Origin of the sequence: Bradyrhizobium diazoefficiens (genome assembly GCF_016616885.1) — a bacterium.
Taxonomy (GTDB): domain Bacteria; phylum Pseudomonadota; class Alphaproteobacteria; order Rhizobiales; family Xanthobacteraceae; genus Bradyrhizobium; species Bradyrhizobium diazoefficiens_F.
Genome location: NZ_CP067102.1, coordinates 4,076,418 through 4,094,600, shown reverse-complemented (window position 1 = coordinate 4,094,600; position 18,183 = coordinate 4,076,418). Strand labels below are relative to the sequence as shown.

General features: G+C 63.9%; 17 protein-coding genes. All 17 read right to left on the bottom strand.

The features are described from left to right. Window positions 1-19: 19 nt before the first annotated feature. Window positions 20-1,528 carry an NADH-quinone oxidoreductase subunit M gene (locus JJC00_RS19095; RefSeq protein WP_200467539.1) on the bottom strand — a complete coding sequence of 503 codons (1,509 nt, stop codon included), beginning with the start codon at window positions 1,526-1,528 and terminating at the stop codon, window positions 20-22. Further along, window positions 1,529-3,631 carry an NADH-quinone oxidoreductase subunit L gene (nuoL, locus tag JJC00_RS19090; RefSeq protein ID WP_200467538.1) on the bottom strand — a complete coding sequence of 701 codons (2,103 nt, stop codon included), beginning with the start codon at window positions 3,629-3,631 and terminating at the stop codon, window positions 1,529-1,531. 8 nt (window positions 3,632-3,639) lie between these two features. Next, entirely contained in the window at window positions 3,640-3,948 is a 309-nt protein-coding gene (nuoK, locus tag JJC00_RS19085; RefSeq protein WP_008136131.1) for an NADH-quinone oxidoreductase subunit NuoK, read from the bottom strand. Next, window positions 3,945-4,583: an NADH-quinone oxidoreductase subunit J gene (locus JJC00_RS19080; RefSeq protein WP_200467537.1), complete on the bottom strand. Its 639-nt coding sequence runs from the start codon at window positions 4,581-4,583 to the stop codon at window positions 3,945-3,947. Before JJC00_RS19080 ends, nuoK begins: the two co-directional genes overlap by 4 nt. A 9-nt stretch (window positions 4,584-4,592) precedes the next feature. Continuing rightward, complete coding sequence (gene nuoI / locus JJC00_RS19075) at window positions 4,593-5,081, bottom strand: NADH-quinone oxidoreductase subunit NuoI (protein WP_027529879.1); 489 nt, start codon at window positions 5,079-5,081, stop codon at window positions 4,593-4,595. A gap of 14 nt (window positions 5,082-5,095) precedes the next feature. Then, on the bottom strand, window positions 5,096-6,163 hold the full coding sequence (gene nuoH / locus JJC00_RS19070) for an NADH-quinone oxidoreductase subunit NuoH (RefSeq protein ID WP_200467536.1): 1,068 nt from the start codon (window positions 6,161-6,163) through the stop codon (window positions 5,096-5,098). Window positions 6,164-6,168: 5 nt separating this feature from the next. Then, window positions 6,169-8,244 (bottom strand): NADH-quinone oxidoreductase subunit NuoG, encoded by a 2,076-nt coding sequence (nuoG, locus tag JJC00_RS19065; RefSeq protein ID WP_200467535.1) that lies wholly within the window; start codon window positions 8,242-8,244, stop codon window positions 6,169-6,171. 5 nt (window positions 8,245-8,249) lie between these two features. Then, the gene (nuoF, locus tag JJC00_RS19060) at window positions 8,250-9,575 is read right to left on the bottom strand and encodes an NADH-quinone oxidoreductase subunit NuoF (protein WP_200467534.1); all 1,326 of its coding nucleotides are present in this window, start codon (window positions 9,573-9,575) and stop codon (window positions 8,250-8,252) included. A gap of 15 nt (window positions 9,576-9,590) precedes the next feature. Next, complete coding sequence (locus JJC00_RS19055; RefSeq protein WP_200467533.1) at window positions 9,591-9,794, bottom strand: hypothetical protein; 204 nt, start codon at window positions 9,792-9,794, stop codon at window positions 9,591-9,593. After that, entirely contained in the window at window positions 9,794-10,405 is a 612-nt protein-coding gene (gene nuoE, locus JJC00_RS19050) for an NADH-quinone oxidoreductase subunit NuoE (RefSeq protein WP_200467532.1), read from the bottom strand. Before nuoE ends, JJC00_RS19055 begins: the two co-directional genes overlap by 1 nt. A gap of 10 nt (window positions 10,406-10,415) precedes the next feature. Continuing rightward, complete coding sequence (locus JJC00_RS19045; protein WP_200467531.1) at window positions 10,416-11,378, bottom strand: FkbM family methyltransferase; 963 nt, start codon at window positions 11,376-11,378, stop codon at window positions 10,416-10,418. Next, window positions 11,378-12,574 carry an NADH-quinone oxidoreductase subunit D gene (locus JJC00_RS19040; protein WP_200467530.1) on the bottom strand — a complete coding sequence of 399 codons (1,197 nt, stop codon included), beginning with the start codon at window positions 12,572-12,574 and terminating at the stop codon, window positions 11,378-11,380. Before JJC00_RS19040 ends, JJC00_RS19045 begins: the two co-directional genes overlap by 1 nt. A 2-nt stretch (window positions 12,575-12,576) precedes the next feature. After that, window positions 12,577-13,188, bottom strand: coding sequence for an NADH-quinone oxidoreductase subunit C (locus JJC00_RS19035; protein WP_200467529.1), 612 nt, complete (start codon window positions 13,186-13,188; stop codon window positions 12,577-12,579). A gap of 11 nt (window positions 13,189-13,199) precedes the next feature. Further along, complete coding sequence (locus JJC00_RS19030; protein WP_433996532.1) at window positions 13,200-13,781, bottom strand: NuoB/complex I 20 kDa subunit family protein; 582 nt, start codon at window positions 13,779-13,781, stop codon at window positions 13,200-13,202. Then, window positions 13,778-14,143 (bottom strand): NADH-quinone oxidoreductase subunit A, encoded by a 366-nt coding sequence (locus tag JJC00_RS19025; RefSeq protein WP_092290902.1) that lies wholly within the window; start codon window positions 14,141-14,143, stop codon window positions 13,778-13,780. The genes JJC00_RS19030 and JJC00_RS19025 overlap by 4 nt, the downstream gene beginning before the upstream one ends. A 477-nt stretch (window positions 14,144-14,620) precedes the next feature. After that, window positions 14,621-15,757, bottom strand: a complete 1,137-nt coding sequence (locus JJC00_RS19020; RefSeq protein WP_200467527.1) for a PepSY-associated TM helix domain-containing protein — start codon at window positions 15,755-15,757, stop codon at window positions 14,621-14,623. 22 nt (window positions 15,758-15,779) lie between these two features. Continuing rightward, on the bottom strand, window positions 15,780-18,041 hold the full coding sequence (locus JJC00_RS19015; RefSeq protein ID WP_200467526.1) for a TonB-dependent siderophore receptor: 2,262 nt from the start codon (window positions 18,039-18,041) through the stop codon (window positions 15,780-15,782). Window positions 18,042-18,183: the final 142 nt, after the last annotated feature.

Sequence of the window (18,183 nt, the reverse complement as noted above, 5' to 3'; positions counted from 1 at the left end):
GATGTCCTGACCTGCCCGATCAATGGAGCAGTGCGGCGGCCTTCACGGCCGTCACAGCGGTGTTGTAATTGTTGACGAGTTGCTGGACCGAGGCGGCCGACATGTCGAGCACCGGCTTCGGATAGACGCCGAACAGGATCGTCAGCGCGATCAGTGGGAACAGCGTCACGCACTCGCGCAAAGTGAGATCCTTCATGCTCGCCAGCGACGGCTTGACCAGCGCCCCGAACACGACCTTGCGGTAGAGCCACAGCGCGTAGCCGGCCGACAGGATCACGCCTGATGTGGCGAAGAACGCGGTCGGGATCGAGACCTTGAAGGTGCCGAGCAGCGTCATGAACTCGCCGACGAAGCCGGAGGTGCCGGGCAGACCGACATTGGCCATTGTGAAGACCATGAAGGTCAGCGCGTAGAGCGGCATCCGGTTGACGAGGCCGCCATAAGCCGCGATCTCGCGGGTGTGCAGGCGGTCGTAGACGATGCCGACGCAGAGGAACAGCGCGCCGGAGACGATGCCGTGCGAGATCATCTGGAACACGCCGCCGGCGACGCCCTGCATGGTGCCGGCGAAGATGCCCATGGTGACGAAGCCCATATGCGCGACCGAGGAGTACGCGATCAGCTTCTTCATGTCCTCCTGCATCAGCGCCACCAGCGAGGTGTAGATGATGGCAATCGCAGACATGGTGAAGATCAGCGGCGCGAAGTCGTGCGACGCCAGCGGGAACATCGGCAGCGAGAAGCGCAGGAAGCCGTAGCCGCCCATCTTCAGCAGGATCGCGGCGAGCACCACGGAACCCGCGGTCGGCGCCTCGACGTGGGCATCGGGGAGCCAGGTGTGCACCGGCCACATCGGCATCTTAACCGCGAACGAGGCGAAGAAGGCCAGCCACGCCCAGGTCTGCAGCGACCGCGGCACGGCGGTATGCATCAGGGTCGGGATGTCGGTGGTGCCGCCGTTCCAGTACAGCGCCATGATGGCCAGCAGCATCAGCACCGAGCCGAGCAGCGTGTAGAGGAAGAACTTGAACGACGCGTAGACCCGGCGCGGACCGCCCCAGACGCCGATGATCAGGAACATCGGGATCAGGCCGCCCTCGAAGAACAGGTAGAACAGCACGAGATCGAGCGCCGAGAAGGTGCCGATCATCAGCGTTTCCAGGATCAGGAACGCCATCATGTATTCGCGAACGCGGTTGGTGATCGCCTTCCAGCTCGCGATGATGCAGAACGGCATGATCGCGGTGGTGAGGATCACCAGCGGCAGAGAGATGCCGTCGACGCCCATGTGGTAGGTGATGCCGGTGGCGAGCCAGTTCGCCTTCTCGACGAACTGGAAGTCGGCATTCGACGGATCGAAGCGCATGACCAGGAGCACCGACACCGCGAAGGTGATCAGCGTGGTCCACAGCGCGATCCAGCGCGAATTGCGCTTGGCCGCCTCGTCATCGCCGCGGCTGAGATAGACGATCAGCGCGCCAACCAGCGGCAGGAACGTCGTGACCGAAAGGATGGGCCAGGTTGTCATTTACTGGCCTCCAAAGCCGAACATGAACCAGGTGATCAGGCCGGCGGCACCGATCAGCATGGCGAAGGCGTAGTGGTAGAGATAGCCGGTCTGGATCTTCACGACGTTGCGGGTGACGTCCAGCACGCGGGCCGAGATGCCATCGGGACCCAAGCCGTCGATGATGAAGCCGTCGCCCTTCTTCCAGAGCTGGTAGCCGATCCACTTCGCCGGACGGACGAAGATGATGTCGTACAGCTCGTCGAAGTACCATTTGTTGAGCAGGAACTTGTAGAGCATCGGCTGCGTGTTCGCGAGCTCGACCGGCAGGTACGGCTTGCGAATGTAGAATGTGTAGGAAACCAGGAAACCGCCCACCATCATCACGAAGGGCAGCCAGCCCAACAGATGCGGCATGTGCTCCATATCCTCGAGGATATGCGGGTTCATCTTCACGGACTCGCGGAAGAACTCTTCCACGCCGTGAGGTCCGGTGAACAGCTCCTTGAACGGGAAGCCGGCAAGGACCGAGCCAACCGCCAGCACGCCGATCGGGATCAGCATCCAGATCGGGCTCTCGTGCGCTGCCTCGTAGTGCTCCTGGTCGTGCGGCTCGCCGAAGAAGGTCTTGAACACCAGACGCCAGGAATAGAACGAGGTCAGACCGGCGGCCACGACCGTCAGCAGATAGGCGTAGGTCGAGAGTGGATTATGCGAGGCATAGGCCGCCTCGATGATCGCATCCTTGGAGAAGTACCCGGCGAACAGCGGGAAGCCGGTCAGCGCCAGCGTGCCGACGGTCATGACCGCGAACGTGTACGGGATCTTCTTCCAGAGTCCGCCCATGTTGCGGATGTCCTGCTCGTGGTGCATCGCGTAGATCACCGAGCCGGAGCCCAAGAACAGCAGCGCCTTGAAGAAGGCGTGCGTGAACAGGTGGAACATGCCGACCGAATAGGCCCCTGCTCCCATCGCCACGAACATGTAGCCGAGCTGCGAACAGGTCGAATAGGCAACGATGCGCTTGATGTCGTTCTGGACGAGACCGATGGTCGCGGCGAAGAACGCCGTGGTCGCACCGAAGAACATCACGACGGCCTGCGCATTCGGCGCGAGTTCGAACAGCGGCGACAGGCGCGCCACCATGAACACGCCTGCGGTCACCATGGTCGCGGCGTGGATCAGCGCCGACACTGGCGTCGGGCCTTCCATCGCGTCCGGCAACCAGGTGTGCAGCAGGAACTGCGCCGATTTACCCATCGCGCCCATGAACAGCAGCAGGCAGGTCAGCGTCAGCGCATCGGCGTGCCAGCCGAGGAAGTCGATGCTCTTGCCGGTCAGGCCGGGAGCCGCATGGAAGATCGTCTCGAAATCGGTCGAGCTGGTCAGGTAGAAGATGGCGAAGATGCCGAGCGCGAAGCCGAAATCGCCGACGCGATTGACCACGAAGGCCTTGATGGCCGCCGCGTTCGCCGACGGCTTCTGGTACCAGAATCCGATCAGCAGATAGCTCGCCAGACCCACGCCTTCCCAGCCGAAGAACATTTGCACGAGGTTGTCGGCAGTCACCAGCATCAGCATGGCGAAGGTGAACAGGCTGAGATAGCCGAAGAAGCGCGGCCGGTACGGATCCTGATCCATGTAGCCGATGGAATAGAGGTGTACGAGCGAGGACACGGTCGTCACCACCACCAGCATCACGGCGGTGAGCGTGTCGACGCGCAGCGTCCACCAGACCTCGAGCTCGCCGGAGAATATCCAGGGCAAGAGCTGGATCCGGGCGTCATGGCCATTGAAGCCGACATCGACCAGCGTCATCCAGGACAGCGCCGCCGCGACGAACAGGAACGCCGTCGTGATCAGCTCGGCGCCCCGCGAGCCGGCGGCTGCCGGCTCGACCAGGCCGTGGCCATCGTGCCCGTCGCCGGGCTCGTGGTGGCTCTCGTGGATGACCGAGGCATCCTCGTTGATCGTGTCGGACGCATGGGCGTGCGCGCCATGGCCGTGATCGCCGTGATGCTCGACCTTGTCGCCAGAGGGGTTGCGGGCATGCGCGCCAAACAGGGCGATCAGGCCAGCAAGAATGGCGCCCAGCAGAGGCAGAAAGACAATTGCCTGGACCATGACTGAGCTCAGCCCTTCATCAGATTGACGTCCTCAACCGCGATCGAGCCGCGGTTGCGGAAATAGACCACCAGGATGGCGAGACCGATCGCGGCTTCGGCGGCTGCAACGGTCAGGACCAGCAGCGCGAAGACCTGGCCGACGATGTCGCCGAGGAAGGTCGAGAATGCCACCAGGTTGACGTTGACCGAGAGCAGGATCAGCTCGATCGACATCAGGATGACGATGATGTTCTTGCGGTTCAGGAAGATGCCGAGGATGCCGAGCGTGAACAGGATTGCGCCGACCGCCAGGTAATGTCCAAGCCCGATCGTCATTTCACCCACTCCGCCGCATCGCTGTCCTGGAGCCCCTGCCCCGGCGCGACTTTGCGCATCGCCATCGCCATCTCCGGCGTGCGCGCGTTCTGAACGTTGATGTCCTGCCGCTTCACGTTCGCCTTGTGGCGCAGCGTCAGCACGATGGCGCCGATCATGGCGACCAGCAGCACCATGCCCGAGAGCTGGAAGTAGTGGACATACTTCGTATAGAGCACCAGGCCGAGCGCCTCGGTGTTCGAGACGTTGGTCGGGATCGGCGCCGTGATGGTCTTGCCGACGCCGGGGTTGATGACCCAGAAGCCGACGGTGAGCAGCAGCTCGAACATGAAGATGCCGCCGATCACGAGACCGACCGGCAGATATTCGATGAAGCCCTCGCGCAGCTCTAGGAAATCGACGTCGAGCATCATGATCACGAACAGGAACAGCACCGCGACGGCGCCGACATAGACGACGATCAGGATCATCGCCAGGAATTCGGCGCCCATCAGCACGAACAGGCCGGAGGCGTTGACGAAGGCCAGGATCAGATACAGCACGGAGTGCACGGGATTGCGCGAGACAATCACCATCACCGCCGAGGCGACGCAGACGCCGGCGAAGAGATAGAAGAAAAGCGCGGGAAGGATCATGCTCTCATCTCACCGGTACGGCGCATCGAGCTCGATCGCTTTCGCGATCTCGCGTTCCCAGCGGTCGCCATTGGCGAGCAGCTTGGCCTTGTCATAGAACAGTTCCTCGCGGGTCTCGGTCGCGAACTCGAAGTTCGGACCTTCGACGATGGCGTCGACCGGACAGGCCTCCTGGCAGAGGCCGCAATAGATGCACTTCACCATGTCGATGTCGTAGCGCACGGTGCGGCGGGTGCCGTCGTTGCGGCGCGGGCCGGCCTCGATGGTGATGGCCTGCGCCGGGCAGATCGCCTCGCACAGCTTGCAGGCGATGCAGCGCTCTTCGCCGTTCGGATAGCGGCGCAGCGCATGCTCGCCGCGGAAGCGTGGCGAGATCGGGCCCTTCTCGAACGGATAGTTCAGCGTCGGCTTCGGCTGGAAGAAATAGCGCATGGCGAGGAAGAACGCCGAGACGAATTCCGACAGCAGGAGCGAGCGTGCAGTGGCGTTGATGTTGATACCCATGACGGCCCTCACTTCGGCGCGATGCCGGCGAACTGCAGCACGCCAGCCACCACGACCACCATCGCCAGCGACAGCGGCAGGAATACCTTCCAGCCGAGACGCATCAGTTGGTCGTAGCGGTAGCGCGGCACGATCGCTTTTGCCATCGCGAACAGGAAGAACATGAAGAAGACTTTGAGCGCGAACCAGATGATCCCCGGCACCCAGTTGAAGGGCGGCAGGTCCACCGGCGGCAGCCAGCCTCCAAGGAACAGGATGGTCGCCATCGCGCACATCGTGACGATCGCGACGTATTCGCCGAGCATGAACAGCAGATACGGCGTCGAGCCGTATTCGACCATGAAGCCGGCGACCAGCTCGGATTCCGCTTCGACGAGGTCGAAGGGCGGACGGTTGGTTTCCGCCAGCGCCGAGACGTAGAACACCACGAACATCGGGAACAGCGGCCAGACGTACCAGTTCAGGATGGTGAGCTGCGGCAGCCCGATCAGGCTGGCAAGGCCACGGATATGCTGGGCCTCGACCATGGCCGAGAGGTTCAGCGTGCCGGCGCAGAGCAGCACCGTGATGATGACGAAGCCAATCGAGACCTCGTAGGAAACCATCTGCGCCGCCGAGCGCAGCGCGGCCAGGAACGGGTACTTCGAGTTCGACGACCAGCCGGCCATGATGATGCCGTAGATCGACAGCGACGAGATCGCGAAGATGAAGAGGACGCCGACATTGATGTCGGAGATCACCCAGCCGAGATTGGTCGGGATCACCGCCCAGGCCGCGAGCGCGAGCACGCACGAGACCAAGGGAGCAAGGAGGAACACGCCCTTGTTGGCGCCGGCCGGAATGATCGGTTCCTTCAGCACGAACTTCAGAAGGTCGGCGAAGGACTGGAACAGGCCCCAGGGCCCGACCACGTTCGGGCCGCGGCGGATCTGCACCGCCGCCCAGATCTTGCGGTCAGCGAGCAGGATGTAGGCGATCGCGACCAGCAGGACGACGAGCACCAGCACGCTCTCCGCGATCATGATGATCAGCGGCCAAAGAAAGCCGGTCCAGAATGCGCTTGCGAAAAATTCCATCTAGCTCACTCCGCTGCGGTCAGCATCTGCCCGGAGGCAAGCCGCGAGCATTCCGCCATCACGGCGGACGCACGCGCGATCGGGTTGGTCAAGTAGAAGTCCTCGATCGCCGCCTTGAACGGCGCCTTCTCGGGCGAGCCGCCCTTCCCCGCCAGTTTCTTGATCTGGTCGGCGGCACCTGCCTCGATCTGGTCGAGACGGATCAGATGCGGCACGGCCTTGAAGATCGCCTGGCGCAGCGCGGCAAGCGAGTCGTAGCCGAGCTTCTTGCCGAGCGCCTCGGAGAGCGCGCGGACGATCGCCCAATCCTCGCGGGCTTCGCCGGGCGGGAACGCGGCGCGGCCGGTCATCTGCACGCGGCCTTCGGTGTTGACGTAGATCGCGGACTTCTCGGTGTAGGCGGCTGCGGGCAGGATCACATCGGCACGATGCGCGCCGCGGTCGCCATGGGTGCCGATGTAAACGACGAAGGTGCCGTCCGGCGCCTTGATCTCATCGGCGCCGAGCAGGAACAGCAAATCGAGCGTACCGAAGGTCGTCATCTGTGCGGCGTTCAGCCCGCCCTGGCCGGCGACGAAGCCGATGTCGAGCGCGCCGACCCGCGAAGCGGTCTCGTGCAGCACGCCAAAGCCGTTCCAGCCGTCCTTCACCGCGCCGACGTCGAGCGCGAGCTTGGCGCTAGCGGCGAGAATGGCGGCGCCGTCGTGACGCGAGGCCGCGCCCGCGCCGACCAGAATGATCGGATTCTTGGCGTTCTTCAGCACGTCCATGAAGGAGTGCTTGCCGGCTGCAAGCTCGCCGAGCGTCTCGGTGCCTGCGCCGAGATGGTCGTAATCATAGGTCAGGTCGGCCTTGGCGCCGATGACACCAACCTTGAAGCCGCCGGCGCGCCAGCGCTTGCGGATGCGGGCGTTGAACACCGCCGCTTCCTTGCGCGGATTGGCGCCGACGATGAGCAGCGCATCCGCCCGCTCGACGCCCGCGAGCGTCGGGTTGAAGATGTAGGCGCCGCGGCCGAGCGCGGGATTGAAGGCGTCGCCGCCCTGCACCGCCAGATTGGCCGAGCCGAACTTGGCGAGCAGATCCTTGATCGCGAACATCTCTTCGACGCCGGCGAGGTCGCCCGCGATCGCGCCGATGCGCTTGCCGTCGGTACGCGCCGCCTTGGCCGCGATCGCAGCAAAGGCTTCCGGCCAGCTCGCCGCGCGCAGCTTGCCGGCTTCGCGGATATAGGGCCGGTCGAGGCGCTGGGTGCGCAGGCCATCGACGACGTGGCGGGTCTTGTCGGAGATCCACTCCTCGTTCACGGCCTCGTTGATGCGCGGCAAAATGCGCATCACCTCGCGGCCGCGGGTGTCGACGCGGATCGCAGAACCCACGCCGTCCATGACGTCGATCGACTGGGTCTTGCCGAGCTCCCACGGACGCGCCGCGAAGGCATAGGGTTTTGAGGTCAGCGCGCCGACCGGGCAGATGTCGACGAGATTGCCCTGCAGTTCCGAGGTCAGCGCGTGCTCGAGATAGGTCGTGATCTCCATGTCCTCGCCGCGCCCCGTCGCGCCCATCTCGGGGGCGCCGGCGACTTCCGCCGAGAAGCGGACGCAGCGCGTGCACTGGATGCAGCGGTTCATCGAGGTCTTGACCAGCGCGCCGAGATATTTGTCCTCGACCGCGCGCTTGTTCTCGGCGAAGCGGCTGGTATCGACACCATAGCCCATCGCCTGGTCTTGCAAGTCGCACTCGCCGCCCTGGTCGCAGATCGGGCAGTCCAGCGGATGGTTGATCAGAAGGAACTCCATCACGCCTTCGCGTGCCTTCTTCACCATCGGCGAACGCGTCGAGATTTCCGGCGGCTCGCCCTTCGGGCCCGGACGGCAGTCGCGCACGCCCCAGGCGCAGCTCGCGACCGGCTTCGGGCCGCCCTTCACCTCGACGAGACACATCCGGCAATTGCCGGCGATCGACAGCCGCTCGTGATAGCAAAAGCGCGGAATCTCGGCACCAGCCGCTTCGCACGCCTGAAGCAGCGTGTACTCGGCGGGGACATCGATCTCTTTGCCGTCGATGATGAGCTTGGTCATTGTCTCTACTCCGCCGCGACCATGTTCACGGGATCGCGGACACCGGCATCGTCGATGTCGGCCTTGTGCGAATACTGGTCGATGCGCGCTTCGATCTCATGACGGAAATGCGCGATCAGGCCCTGGATCGGCCAGGCGGCTGCGTCGCCGAGCGCGCAGATGGTGTGGCCTTCGACCTGTTTTGTCACTTCCAGCAGCATATCGATTTCGCGTTTATGCGCGCGACCGTCGGCCATGCGGCTCAGCACGCGCCACATCCAGCCGGTGCCTTCGCGGCACGGCGTGCACTGGCCGCAGCTCTCGTGCTTGTAGAAATAGGAGATGCGGGCAATCGCGCGGATCAGGTCGGTCGACTTGTCCATCACGATCACGGCCGCGGTGCCGAGGCCCGACCGCAGCTTGCTCAAGCTATCGAAATCCATCGGCGTGTCGATGATCTGCTCGGCCGGCACCATGCGCACCGACGAGCCGCCGGGGATCACGGCCTTGAGATTGTCCCAGCCGCCACGGATGCCGCCGCAATGCTTGTCGATCAGCTCACGGAACGGAATGCCCATGGCCTCTTCGACGTTGCAGGGCCGCTCGACATGGCCGGAGATGCAGAACAGCTTGGTGCCGACATTGTTCGGACGGCCGATGCCGGCAAACCACGCGGCGCCACGGCGCAGGATGTCCGGCGCAACCGCGATCGACTCGACGTTGTTGACGGTGGTCGGGCAGCCGAACAGGCCGACGTTGGCCGGGAACGGCGGCTTCAGGCGCGGCTGGCCCTTCTTGCCCTCGAGGCTTTCGAGCAGCGCGGTTTCCTCGCCGCAGATGTAAGCGCCGGCGCCGTGCGCGACGTAGATGTCGAACGGCCAGCCGTTGACATTGTCCTTGCCGACCAGCTTGGCCTCATAGGCCTGGTCGATCGCGGCCTGGAGATGCTCGCGCTCGCGGATGAACTCGCCGCGGACATAGATGTAGCAGGCATGCGCGTTCATCGCGCAGCTCGCGATCAGGCAACCCTCGATCAGGAGATGCGGATCGTGCCGCATGATCTCGCGATCCTTGCAGGTGCCGGGCTCGGACTCGTCGGCGTTGACGACGAGATAGCTGGGACGACCGTCGGTGGACTCCTTCGGCATGAAGGACCATTTCAAACCGGTCGGAAAGCCGGCGCCGCCGCGGCCGCGCAGGCCGGACGCCTTCATCTCGTTGATGATCCAGTCGCGGCCCTTGTCGATGATAGTCTTCGTACCATCCCAGGCGCCGCGGCGCCGCGCGCCCTCGAGCCCCCAATCGTGGAGGCCATAGAGGTTCTTGAAGATGCGGTCCTTGTCCTCGAGCATATCAGTGCTTTCCGATCAACGATTGGCCTGCTTGTAGGCAAGCCCGGCGGCGCAGACGGCGAAGGTCAGCGCCCAGAGCAGACTGGTTTCCTGCGTCGCGTTCATCACGAAGCGCTGCAGCAGGAATATGAAGGCGGCCGCGAGCGCGGCATGCATGGCGACGAAGCCCCATTTCTTCACGGCTTCGCTCCCCCGGTTCGCCTGAGACGGAAGACCCATCAGGAGGTCTCCTTCAGCGTGGTCGGCCCGCCCGCCGGCGCGGAGAACTGGCGGCCGTTCTGCGGACCGGGCTTCGGCGGATTGCCCGAGGCAAAACCGTCGAGCACCTTGCCGAAGGTTTCCTTGGTCAGGTCCTCATAGGTGTCCTTGCCGATCAGCACCATCGGCGCGTTCACGCAGGCGCCGAGGCACTCCACCTCTTCCCAGCTGAAATTGCCGTCCTTGGAGAGATGGAAGGGATCGTGGTGGATCCGGCTCTCGCAGACATGGATCAGGTCTTCGGCGCCGCGCAGGCGGCACGGCGTGGTGCCGCAGACCTGGACGTGGGCCTTCTTGCCGACCGGGGCGAGCTGGAACATCGTGTAGAAGGTCGCGACTTCGAGCACGCGGATATAGGGCATGTCGAGCAGATCGGCGACGACGCGGATCGCGGCTTCCGACACCCAGCCATCGTGCTGTTCCTGGGCGCGCCAGAGAATGGCGATGACGGCCGAGGCTTGCCGGCCGGCCGGATATTTCGCGATCTGCTGCTTGGCGAAGGCAAGGTTCTCGTCCGTGAACGCAAAGCTCGCGGGCTGGACTTCCTTCGGTGCTAATCGGCGAACGGACATGTCTTATCTCTCACTGCATGCGGCGCGCGGTTTTCGCATTCAGGGCATTGATCCTGTCCTGCCAGAATGCGCTTGCGGTGCCGAAAACGTTGTAGCCGACGTGGGTCGAGACCTTGATGCGGTCGAGAATCGACAGCTCGGTCACGGTCTCCAGCCGGTTGCTGCGCGGATCGAGCACGAGCAGCTTCAGCGGGGTTTGTTCGAGGATGTAGCGCGACACCGCATGAGAGCGATCGCTGCCGTGCTCCTCGCACATGATGACGCTGTCGGTCTGAAGCAGCCGGGCGCCGCCCTTGATCGCCTCGATCTCGACGCCTTCGACGTCGAGCTTGATCAGGTATTTGCCGGTGCCTGCGACCTTGCCGTCGTCGATGAGATTGTCGAGCGCGAGAACAGGCACGTCCTCACCGCCAGCTGACGCGTCGCCGGCGATGCTGAACGCCTCGTGCTTAGTGCCCGACAGCCGCGCGGTGCCGCGCGAGGCGCCGATCGCGCATTTCATGGTCTCGAAGCGGTTGCCGTTAATGCGCGCATTGGTGGCGAGCTTCGGATAGTTCTGGCCCGACGGCTCGATCGCGATCGCCTTGTGCGAGCCGAACGGCTTGCTCGACACCAGCACCGACCAGTAGCCGTAATTGGCGCCGCAATCGAGCAGCGTGTAATCGACGTCGATGGAGTCGGCGAACAACAGCTCCAGCTCATCCTCGTAGCAATAAGAGCGGTTGAGCAGCTTGCTCCAGTAACCGTCGCCATAAGGGAATTCGAACACGGCGTCCGGGTTGAGCTTGATCGCGATGTTGCGCTCGGGCAGCGTTTTCCGCAGCAAATTCGCGCAGGCGATGTAGCCCATATGCGAGAAATGCGACGAGATCTTCGATCCCGTCACCAGCGCCAAGGCAGCCGTCCGCTCCCACAGGTTGGCCCCTTCAAGGGCCCCCGAGGCACGGTCAAACTGGATTGGCGCCTGCGCCATCACCGATCGACCTCTCCGAACACGATGTCGAGCGAGCCGAGAATGGCCGAGACGTCGGCGAGCAGATGGCCGCGGCAGATGTGGTCCATCGCCTGCAGATGGGCAAAGCCCGGCGCGCGGATCTTGCACTTGTAGGGCTTGTTGGTGCCGTCGGAGATCAGATAGACGCCGAACTCGCCCTTGGGCGCTTCGACCGCGGCATAGACTTCGCCGGCCGGCACGTGAACGCCTTCGGTGTAGAGCTTGAAGTGGTGGATCAGCGCTTCCATCGAGCGCTTCATCTCGCCACGGCGCGGCGGGGCAACCTTGTTGTCCTCAACGACGACGGAGCCCTTCCCGTCCGGCGCATTCAGCTTCTGGATGCACTGCCTCATGATGCGCACGGACTGGCGCATCTCTTCCATGCGGATCAGGTAGCGGTCGTAGCAGTCGCCGTTCTTGCCGATCGGAATGTCGAAATCCATCTCGGCGTAGCACTCATAGGGCTGCGCCTTGCGCAAATCCCAGGCCGCGCCCGAGCCGCGCACCATCACGCCCGAGAAACCCCACTCCCAGGCTTCCTTCAGCGACACCACACCGATATCGACGTTGCGCTGCTTGAAGATGCGGTTGGCGGTGAGCAGCCGATCGAGGTCGTCCACGACCTTCAGGAACGGATCGCACCAGGCCTCGATGTCGTCGACCAGCTTCTGCGGCAGGTCCTGATGCACGCCGCCGACGCGGAAGAAGGCTGCGTGCATACGGCTGCCCGAGGCGCGCTCGTAGAACACCATCAGCTTCTCGCGCTCTTCAAAACCCCACAGCGGCGGGGTCAGCGCGCCGACGTCCATCGCCTGCGTGGTGACGTTGAGCAGGTGCGAGAGGATGCGGCCGATCTCGCAATAGAGCACGCGGATCAACTGTGCGCGGCGCGGCACCTCGATGCCGAGCAGCTTTTCCGCCGCGAGGCAGAAGGCGTGCTCCTGGTTCATCGGCGCGACGTAATCGAGCCGGTCGAAATACGGGATCGCCTGCAGATAGGTCTTCTGCTCGATCAGCTTCTCGGTGCCGCGGTGAAGCAGGCCGATATGGGGATCGACGCGAGCGACGACTTCGCCGTCAAGCTCGAGCACGAGGCGGAGCACGCCATGGGCCGCCGGATGCTGCGGGCCGAAATTGATGGTGAAGTTACGCAAGCCTGCGCTTTGTTCGTTCATGATCAGCTCTTTGGCTCCGCCTTCTCGTCCCCAGGCAGCGGATAGTCCGCGCCCTCCCATGGCGACAAGAAATCAAACTTCCGGAATTCCTGGTTGAGGCGGACCGGCTCGTACACCACCCGCTTCTCCTGGTCGTCGTAGCGGACCTCGAGGAAGCCGGTGAGCGGAAAATCCTTGCGCAGCGGATGGCCCTCGAAACCGTAGTCGGTGAGGAGCCGGCGCATGTCGGGGTGGCCGACGAAGAACACGCCGTAGAGGTCGTAGGCCTCGCGCTCGAACCAGTCGGCGCCGGGGAACACCTCGATCAGCGACGGCACCTGCGTGGTCTCGTCGGCCTGGGCCTTGAGCCGGATCCGCGCGTTCAGGGTCGGTGACAGGAAGTGATAGATCACGTCAAAGCGCTTTTCGCGCGACGGATAGTCCGCGGCCGTAATGTCGGTGAAGTTGACGAAGCGGCAGCTCGGATCGTCGCGGAGGTACTTGACCACCTCGACGATCTTGCTGGCCTCGACCTCAACCGTGAGTTGATTGAAGGCCACCGAATGACCGATAGCGGCGCCCGGCAGCGCGCTCACGATCGTCTGCCCCAGGGCGTCGAGCTTGGCGTCGTCCATGACGTAAAACCTTAGCGTTCGATGGTGCCGGTGCGGCGGATCTTCTTCTGCAGCAGCAGCACGCCGTAGAGCAGCGCTTCCGCCGTGGGCGGGCAGCCCGGCACGTAGATGTCGATCGGCACGATCCGGTCGCAGCCGCGCACGACCGAGTAGGAATAGTGATAGTAGCCGCCGCCATTGGCGCAGGAGCCCATCGAGATGACGTAGCGCGGCTCGGGCATCTGGTCGTAGACCTTGCGCAGCGCCGGCGCCATCTTGTTGGTCAGCGTGCCCGCGACGATCATCACGTCGGACTGGCGCGGCGAGGCACGCGGCGCGAAGCCGAAGCGCTCGACGTCGTAACGCGGCATCGACACCTGCATCATCTCGACCGCGCAGCAGGCGAGGCCGAAGGTCATCCACATCAGCGAGCCGGTGCGCGCCCAGGTGATGAGATCGTCGGTCGCGGCCACGAAGAAGCCCTTGTCGGACAGTTCGTGATTGACCTCGAGGAAGAACGGATCATTGGCACCGACCGGCTTGCCGGTCGACGGATCCAGGATGCCCTTGGGGGCCGGCGCCAGAAGCGGACCAGCTGATGGTGCAGGGTTCAATCCCATTCGAGTGCGCCTTTCTTCCATTCATAGGCGAAGCCCACCGTCAGCACGGCGAGGAACACCAGCATGGACCAGAAGCCGGTCGCGCCAAGCTTGCCGAACGCCACCGCCCAGGGAAACAGGAACGCCACCTCGAGGTCGAAGATGATGAAGAGGATGGCGACCAGGTAGAAGCGGACGTCGAACTTCATGCGGGCGTCGTCGAAGGCGTTGAAACCGCACTCATACGCCGACAGCTTTTCCGGATCCGGCTGCTGGAACGCCACGATGAAGGGCGCGATCAGCAGCACAAGGCCGATGATGGCAGCTACCCCTATGAATACCACGAGTGGAAGATAGTTCTGTAGAATGCCGCTCATTGACGAGCCCTTTTTCCCGCAGCCTCGGGACAGCCACGGATTCGTCCGATTTGGAATTATTCTGAGCCTTAGCGCAGTGCACCAATGGGCGCAAGACACGCTCTTTTTAGGCCCTTTCCCGCTCCCGGAACGGTGGAAATCCCGGAATCACCCGCGGCTGGTATGGAGCAGATCGGAAAAGCCAGCAAGGGCGGCCACAGTTTTGCGGGCCAACAGTACTGAGATTGCGGCGCCGAGGCCACGCCGGCTATTTGCCGCGTATCGTCGACGATAATGGGCCGGTTTTTTGGCTGCGGCGGCGCACCCAAACCCAGGCAACGACCGCGACCGGCGCCCCGACTGTCACCCAGGCGACATACTGGCCGACCGTTCCCCAGAGCAACGCAGCCAGCAGGCCAACGATGGTCGCGGCCGCGAGCACGCCAGGTGCAGCAAAGACACGTATCCACAGGCGTGCGCGGTCAGAGGAGCCATGCATCACGACGGGACCGGGGCTCGTCTGGCGAATGTGTCGGCTTTGGCAAGGGCACGCTTGCGCCGCCGCGCCACCCAGAGATAGAGGCCGCTGCCGATCACAACGATGGTGAGCCCGTCGAGCGCGGCCCAGATCACCTTGAGCGGAAGCCCGCCATAATCGCCGAAATGCAGCGGCTGCGAGATCAGGAGCGCCTGAAGATAAAGCGGCAGCGCGCGGGCATCGGCGACCTCTCCGGTTTCACCGTCGAGCAGCACCGGCTTCAGCAGCCGCGCCGTCAGCACCGTGTCGCCGCGCATAAAAGCGGCGAAATGGTGCGAGGACGTGAACGGCGTACCCGGAAAGGCGATAAAAGCGACCTCCATGCCGGGAGTAGCCTGCCTGGCGCGCGCGACGACGTCGTCGAGCGAGGCGAGATGCACAGGCGGCGGCTTGCCGGCATAGGGCGCGACCATGCTGGCGAGCTCGGTCGCCTTCCACTGGTTGAGCATTAGCTCGGCCCAGGTGTTGACGACGCCGGTCAAGCCCACCACCAGCGCCCAGGCCACCGTCACCACCCCGATCAGATTGTGCCAGTCGAGCCAGCGCACGCGGCGCGCGGCGCTGTCGCGGATGGTGGCAAAGCGCAGGCGGCGGGTGAACGGCCAGTACAGCACCGCGCCGGAGACGATGGCGACCGCAAACAACAGCCCCATCGCGCCCAGGAACAGCTTCCCGGCCTGGCCGGCGAACATGTCGGTGTGCAGCTTGAGCACGATGAGCATCGGCCCGATGCCGACCGGCCCGACCAGCTTGGCTGAAACGGCGTCGAAGGCACGCACGGTCGCGTTGTCAGGCGCGCCGTCAGGGGCGCTGTTGGTGAAGGCCATCACCAGCCCGGGCTCGTCCTTGTCCCAGGAGACATATTGCAGGACGCGGCCGGGATCGGCGGCGAGCGCGGCGTCGGCGACGACTTGTGGCGTCGCGCGCGCCGCGCTCGCGTGAGCTTCGGGCTGGGGGGCGTAGCCCAGGAGCTCATCGATCTCGTGATGGAAGATCAGCGGCAGACCGGTCAGGCAGAGCAACAGCAGGAACAATGTCGAGACCAGGCTGGTCCAGGTGTGGACCACGGACCAGATCCTGACCGTGCGCGCCTTCACGAAACCCTCCCCTCGCCCGGCCTCACCATTTGTAGGCTAGGCTCGCGGTGATGCGGCGACGGTCGCCGTAGAAGCAGGACGAGGCCGAGGCGCAGCTCGCGACATAGATCTTGTCGGTCAGATTGATCACGTTGATGGCCGTGCGCCAGTTCTGCCATTCGTAGTGGACCGCGAGGTCGCCGAGCACCATCGCGGGAACCTCAAGCGTGTTGGCGGTATCGGCCCAGGACGAGCCGACATAGCGCACGCCGCCACCAAAACCCAAACCCTCCAGCGGGCCGTCCTTGAAAGTGTAATCCGCCCAGCCCGAGATCAGCATCTCCGGTGTGTTGGTCGGCGTCTTGCCGACCAGCGACGGATCGAGATCCTTGCTGGCGAAGAGATGATAGGCTGTGAAGGCGCCGATCAGCTTCAACTCCCTGGTGGCGTTGGCGACCGCTTCGAGCTCGATGCCGCGCGAGGTCACCTCGCCGGTCTGGTTCTGCAACAGCACGTTCGACGGATCGGTGGTCGCGACGTTCTGCCGCTTCAGGTCGAACACCGAGGCCGTGAAGTAGCCGTCAAACCCCGTAGGCGCCACCTTCACGCCGATTTCGGCCTGCTTGGCGGTCTCCGGCAGGAACAGCTGATTCTGCGCGTTGAGGCCGATGATCGGATTGTAGCTCGTCGAATAGGAGACGTAGGGCGCAATTCCGTTGTCGAAATTGTAGATCAGCCCGGCGCGGCCGCTAAACCTGCTGTCGTCGCGTCGCGCAATATTTGCGCCAGTGTCACGCGCGGCCTGCGTCGTCTCGACCCAGTCATTGCGGCCGCTCAAGACCAGCGTGAAGTTACCAAGCTTCATCTGGTCCTGGACATAGGTGCCGGCCTGCTTCTGCGTAAGCAGGAAGTTGCGGAACGGCGCGCCCGTGAGCGGAATGTCGAGACCATAGGAAGGATTGAAGACGTTGATCGACGGCACCGTGCCGAAGTTGAACGCCTGGTAGTCGTCGATCTGGTACCCCTTCAGATCGACCCCGAACAGCATCGTGTGCTTCACCGGACCCGTGTTGAAGCGGTACTCAAGCTGGTTGTCGAGATCAGCCTGGTTGGCGGTGTTCTTCGCATACCAATTGTAACGGCCCATCGCCGCCGTATTGATATTGTCCCAACCGTTGCCGATGAAGCCGCGATAGGTCAGGTCGACATGCGCGAACCGCGCGTTCTGCCGGAACGTGAGGTCGTCGGTGAGATTGCGCTCGAACTTGTAGCCAAGCATTTCCTGCTCGCGCGTGAAATTGTCGACGTTGGGATCGCCGACGAAGAAGCTGGTCGGGATCTTGCCGAACGGCGCGTTGGTCACCGTGCCCTGATAGGGCAGGAAGTTGATGCCGCGAGTGTCCTGCTTCGAGGCCGAGGCCAACACCGTGAACGTCGTGTCGGCGTCCGGCTTCCAGGTGAATGACGGCGCGATGAAGTAGTTGTTGTCGGGCGTGAAGTTGACCTGCGTGTTGCCGTTCTGGACCTGGCCGACGACGCGGTAGAACAGCTTGCCGTCCTGTTTGCCATCCTGGGGCTGCATCGCGACGGGACCGCCGACGTCGAAGCCGACATAGGCGTTGCCGAAATTGTTGATGCCGGTCTCGATGTAGCGGACCGGCTCGGTCGGCGGCATCTTGCTGATGACGTTGACGATGCCGCTCGGGCTCGATCCGCCGTAGAGCACGGCCGACGGACCGCGCAGCACCTCGACGCGCTCCATGTTCGGCGGCTGCAGCTTCCAGCTCGCATAGGACGTGTAGAACAGCTGCATGCCGTCGAGGAACAGTCCGACGTCGTCGGACTTGAAGCCGCGGATCAGCCACCAGTCGTTGCGGGTGTCGGCGCCGAACGTGCCGGCGCGCACGCCGGCGGTATAGCGCAGGACCTCGTCGAGCTTGTTCGGCTTCTGGTCGCGGATCTGCTCGGCGCCGATGACGGACACCGATTGCGGTGTCTCGATGATCGGCGTGTTCGTCTTGGTCCCGGACGAGCTGCGATGCGCGACGTAGCCGTTCACGGGGCCAAGCGGCGTCTCGACGACGCCGACATTGCGCTGCGGCTGCGGATTGGCTCGATTGGCGGTCTGCACGGACCGCGGCGCACGGCGCTGAGGCGTCGTGGCTGCGCGGCGGCGTTGTTCCGGCGCAGCGACGTTGACCGGCGGCAGGCTCTGCACACCGCCCTGTGCCGACGATTGCGCGCGCGATGCCTGCGGCATCAAAACCAAAGCGGACGCCGTCGCCAACACGGCCGACCGCAGCATTCCCAGACTGTTCAACGCGCCACCCCAATGTGCATCCGATGCATCATGCCGCCGGTCCCAGGACGGCATGCGTTGCCGTGACGCTTAGGGGAGCGGGCGCGATATCCCTAATTGAAAGGCTCTTAGAAGGACTCTTAGAGAG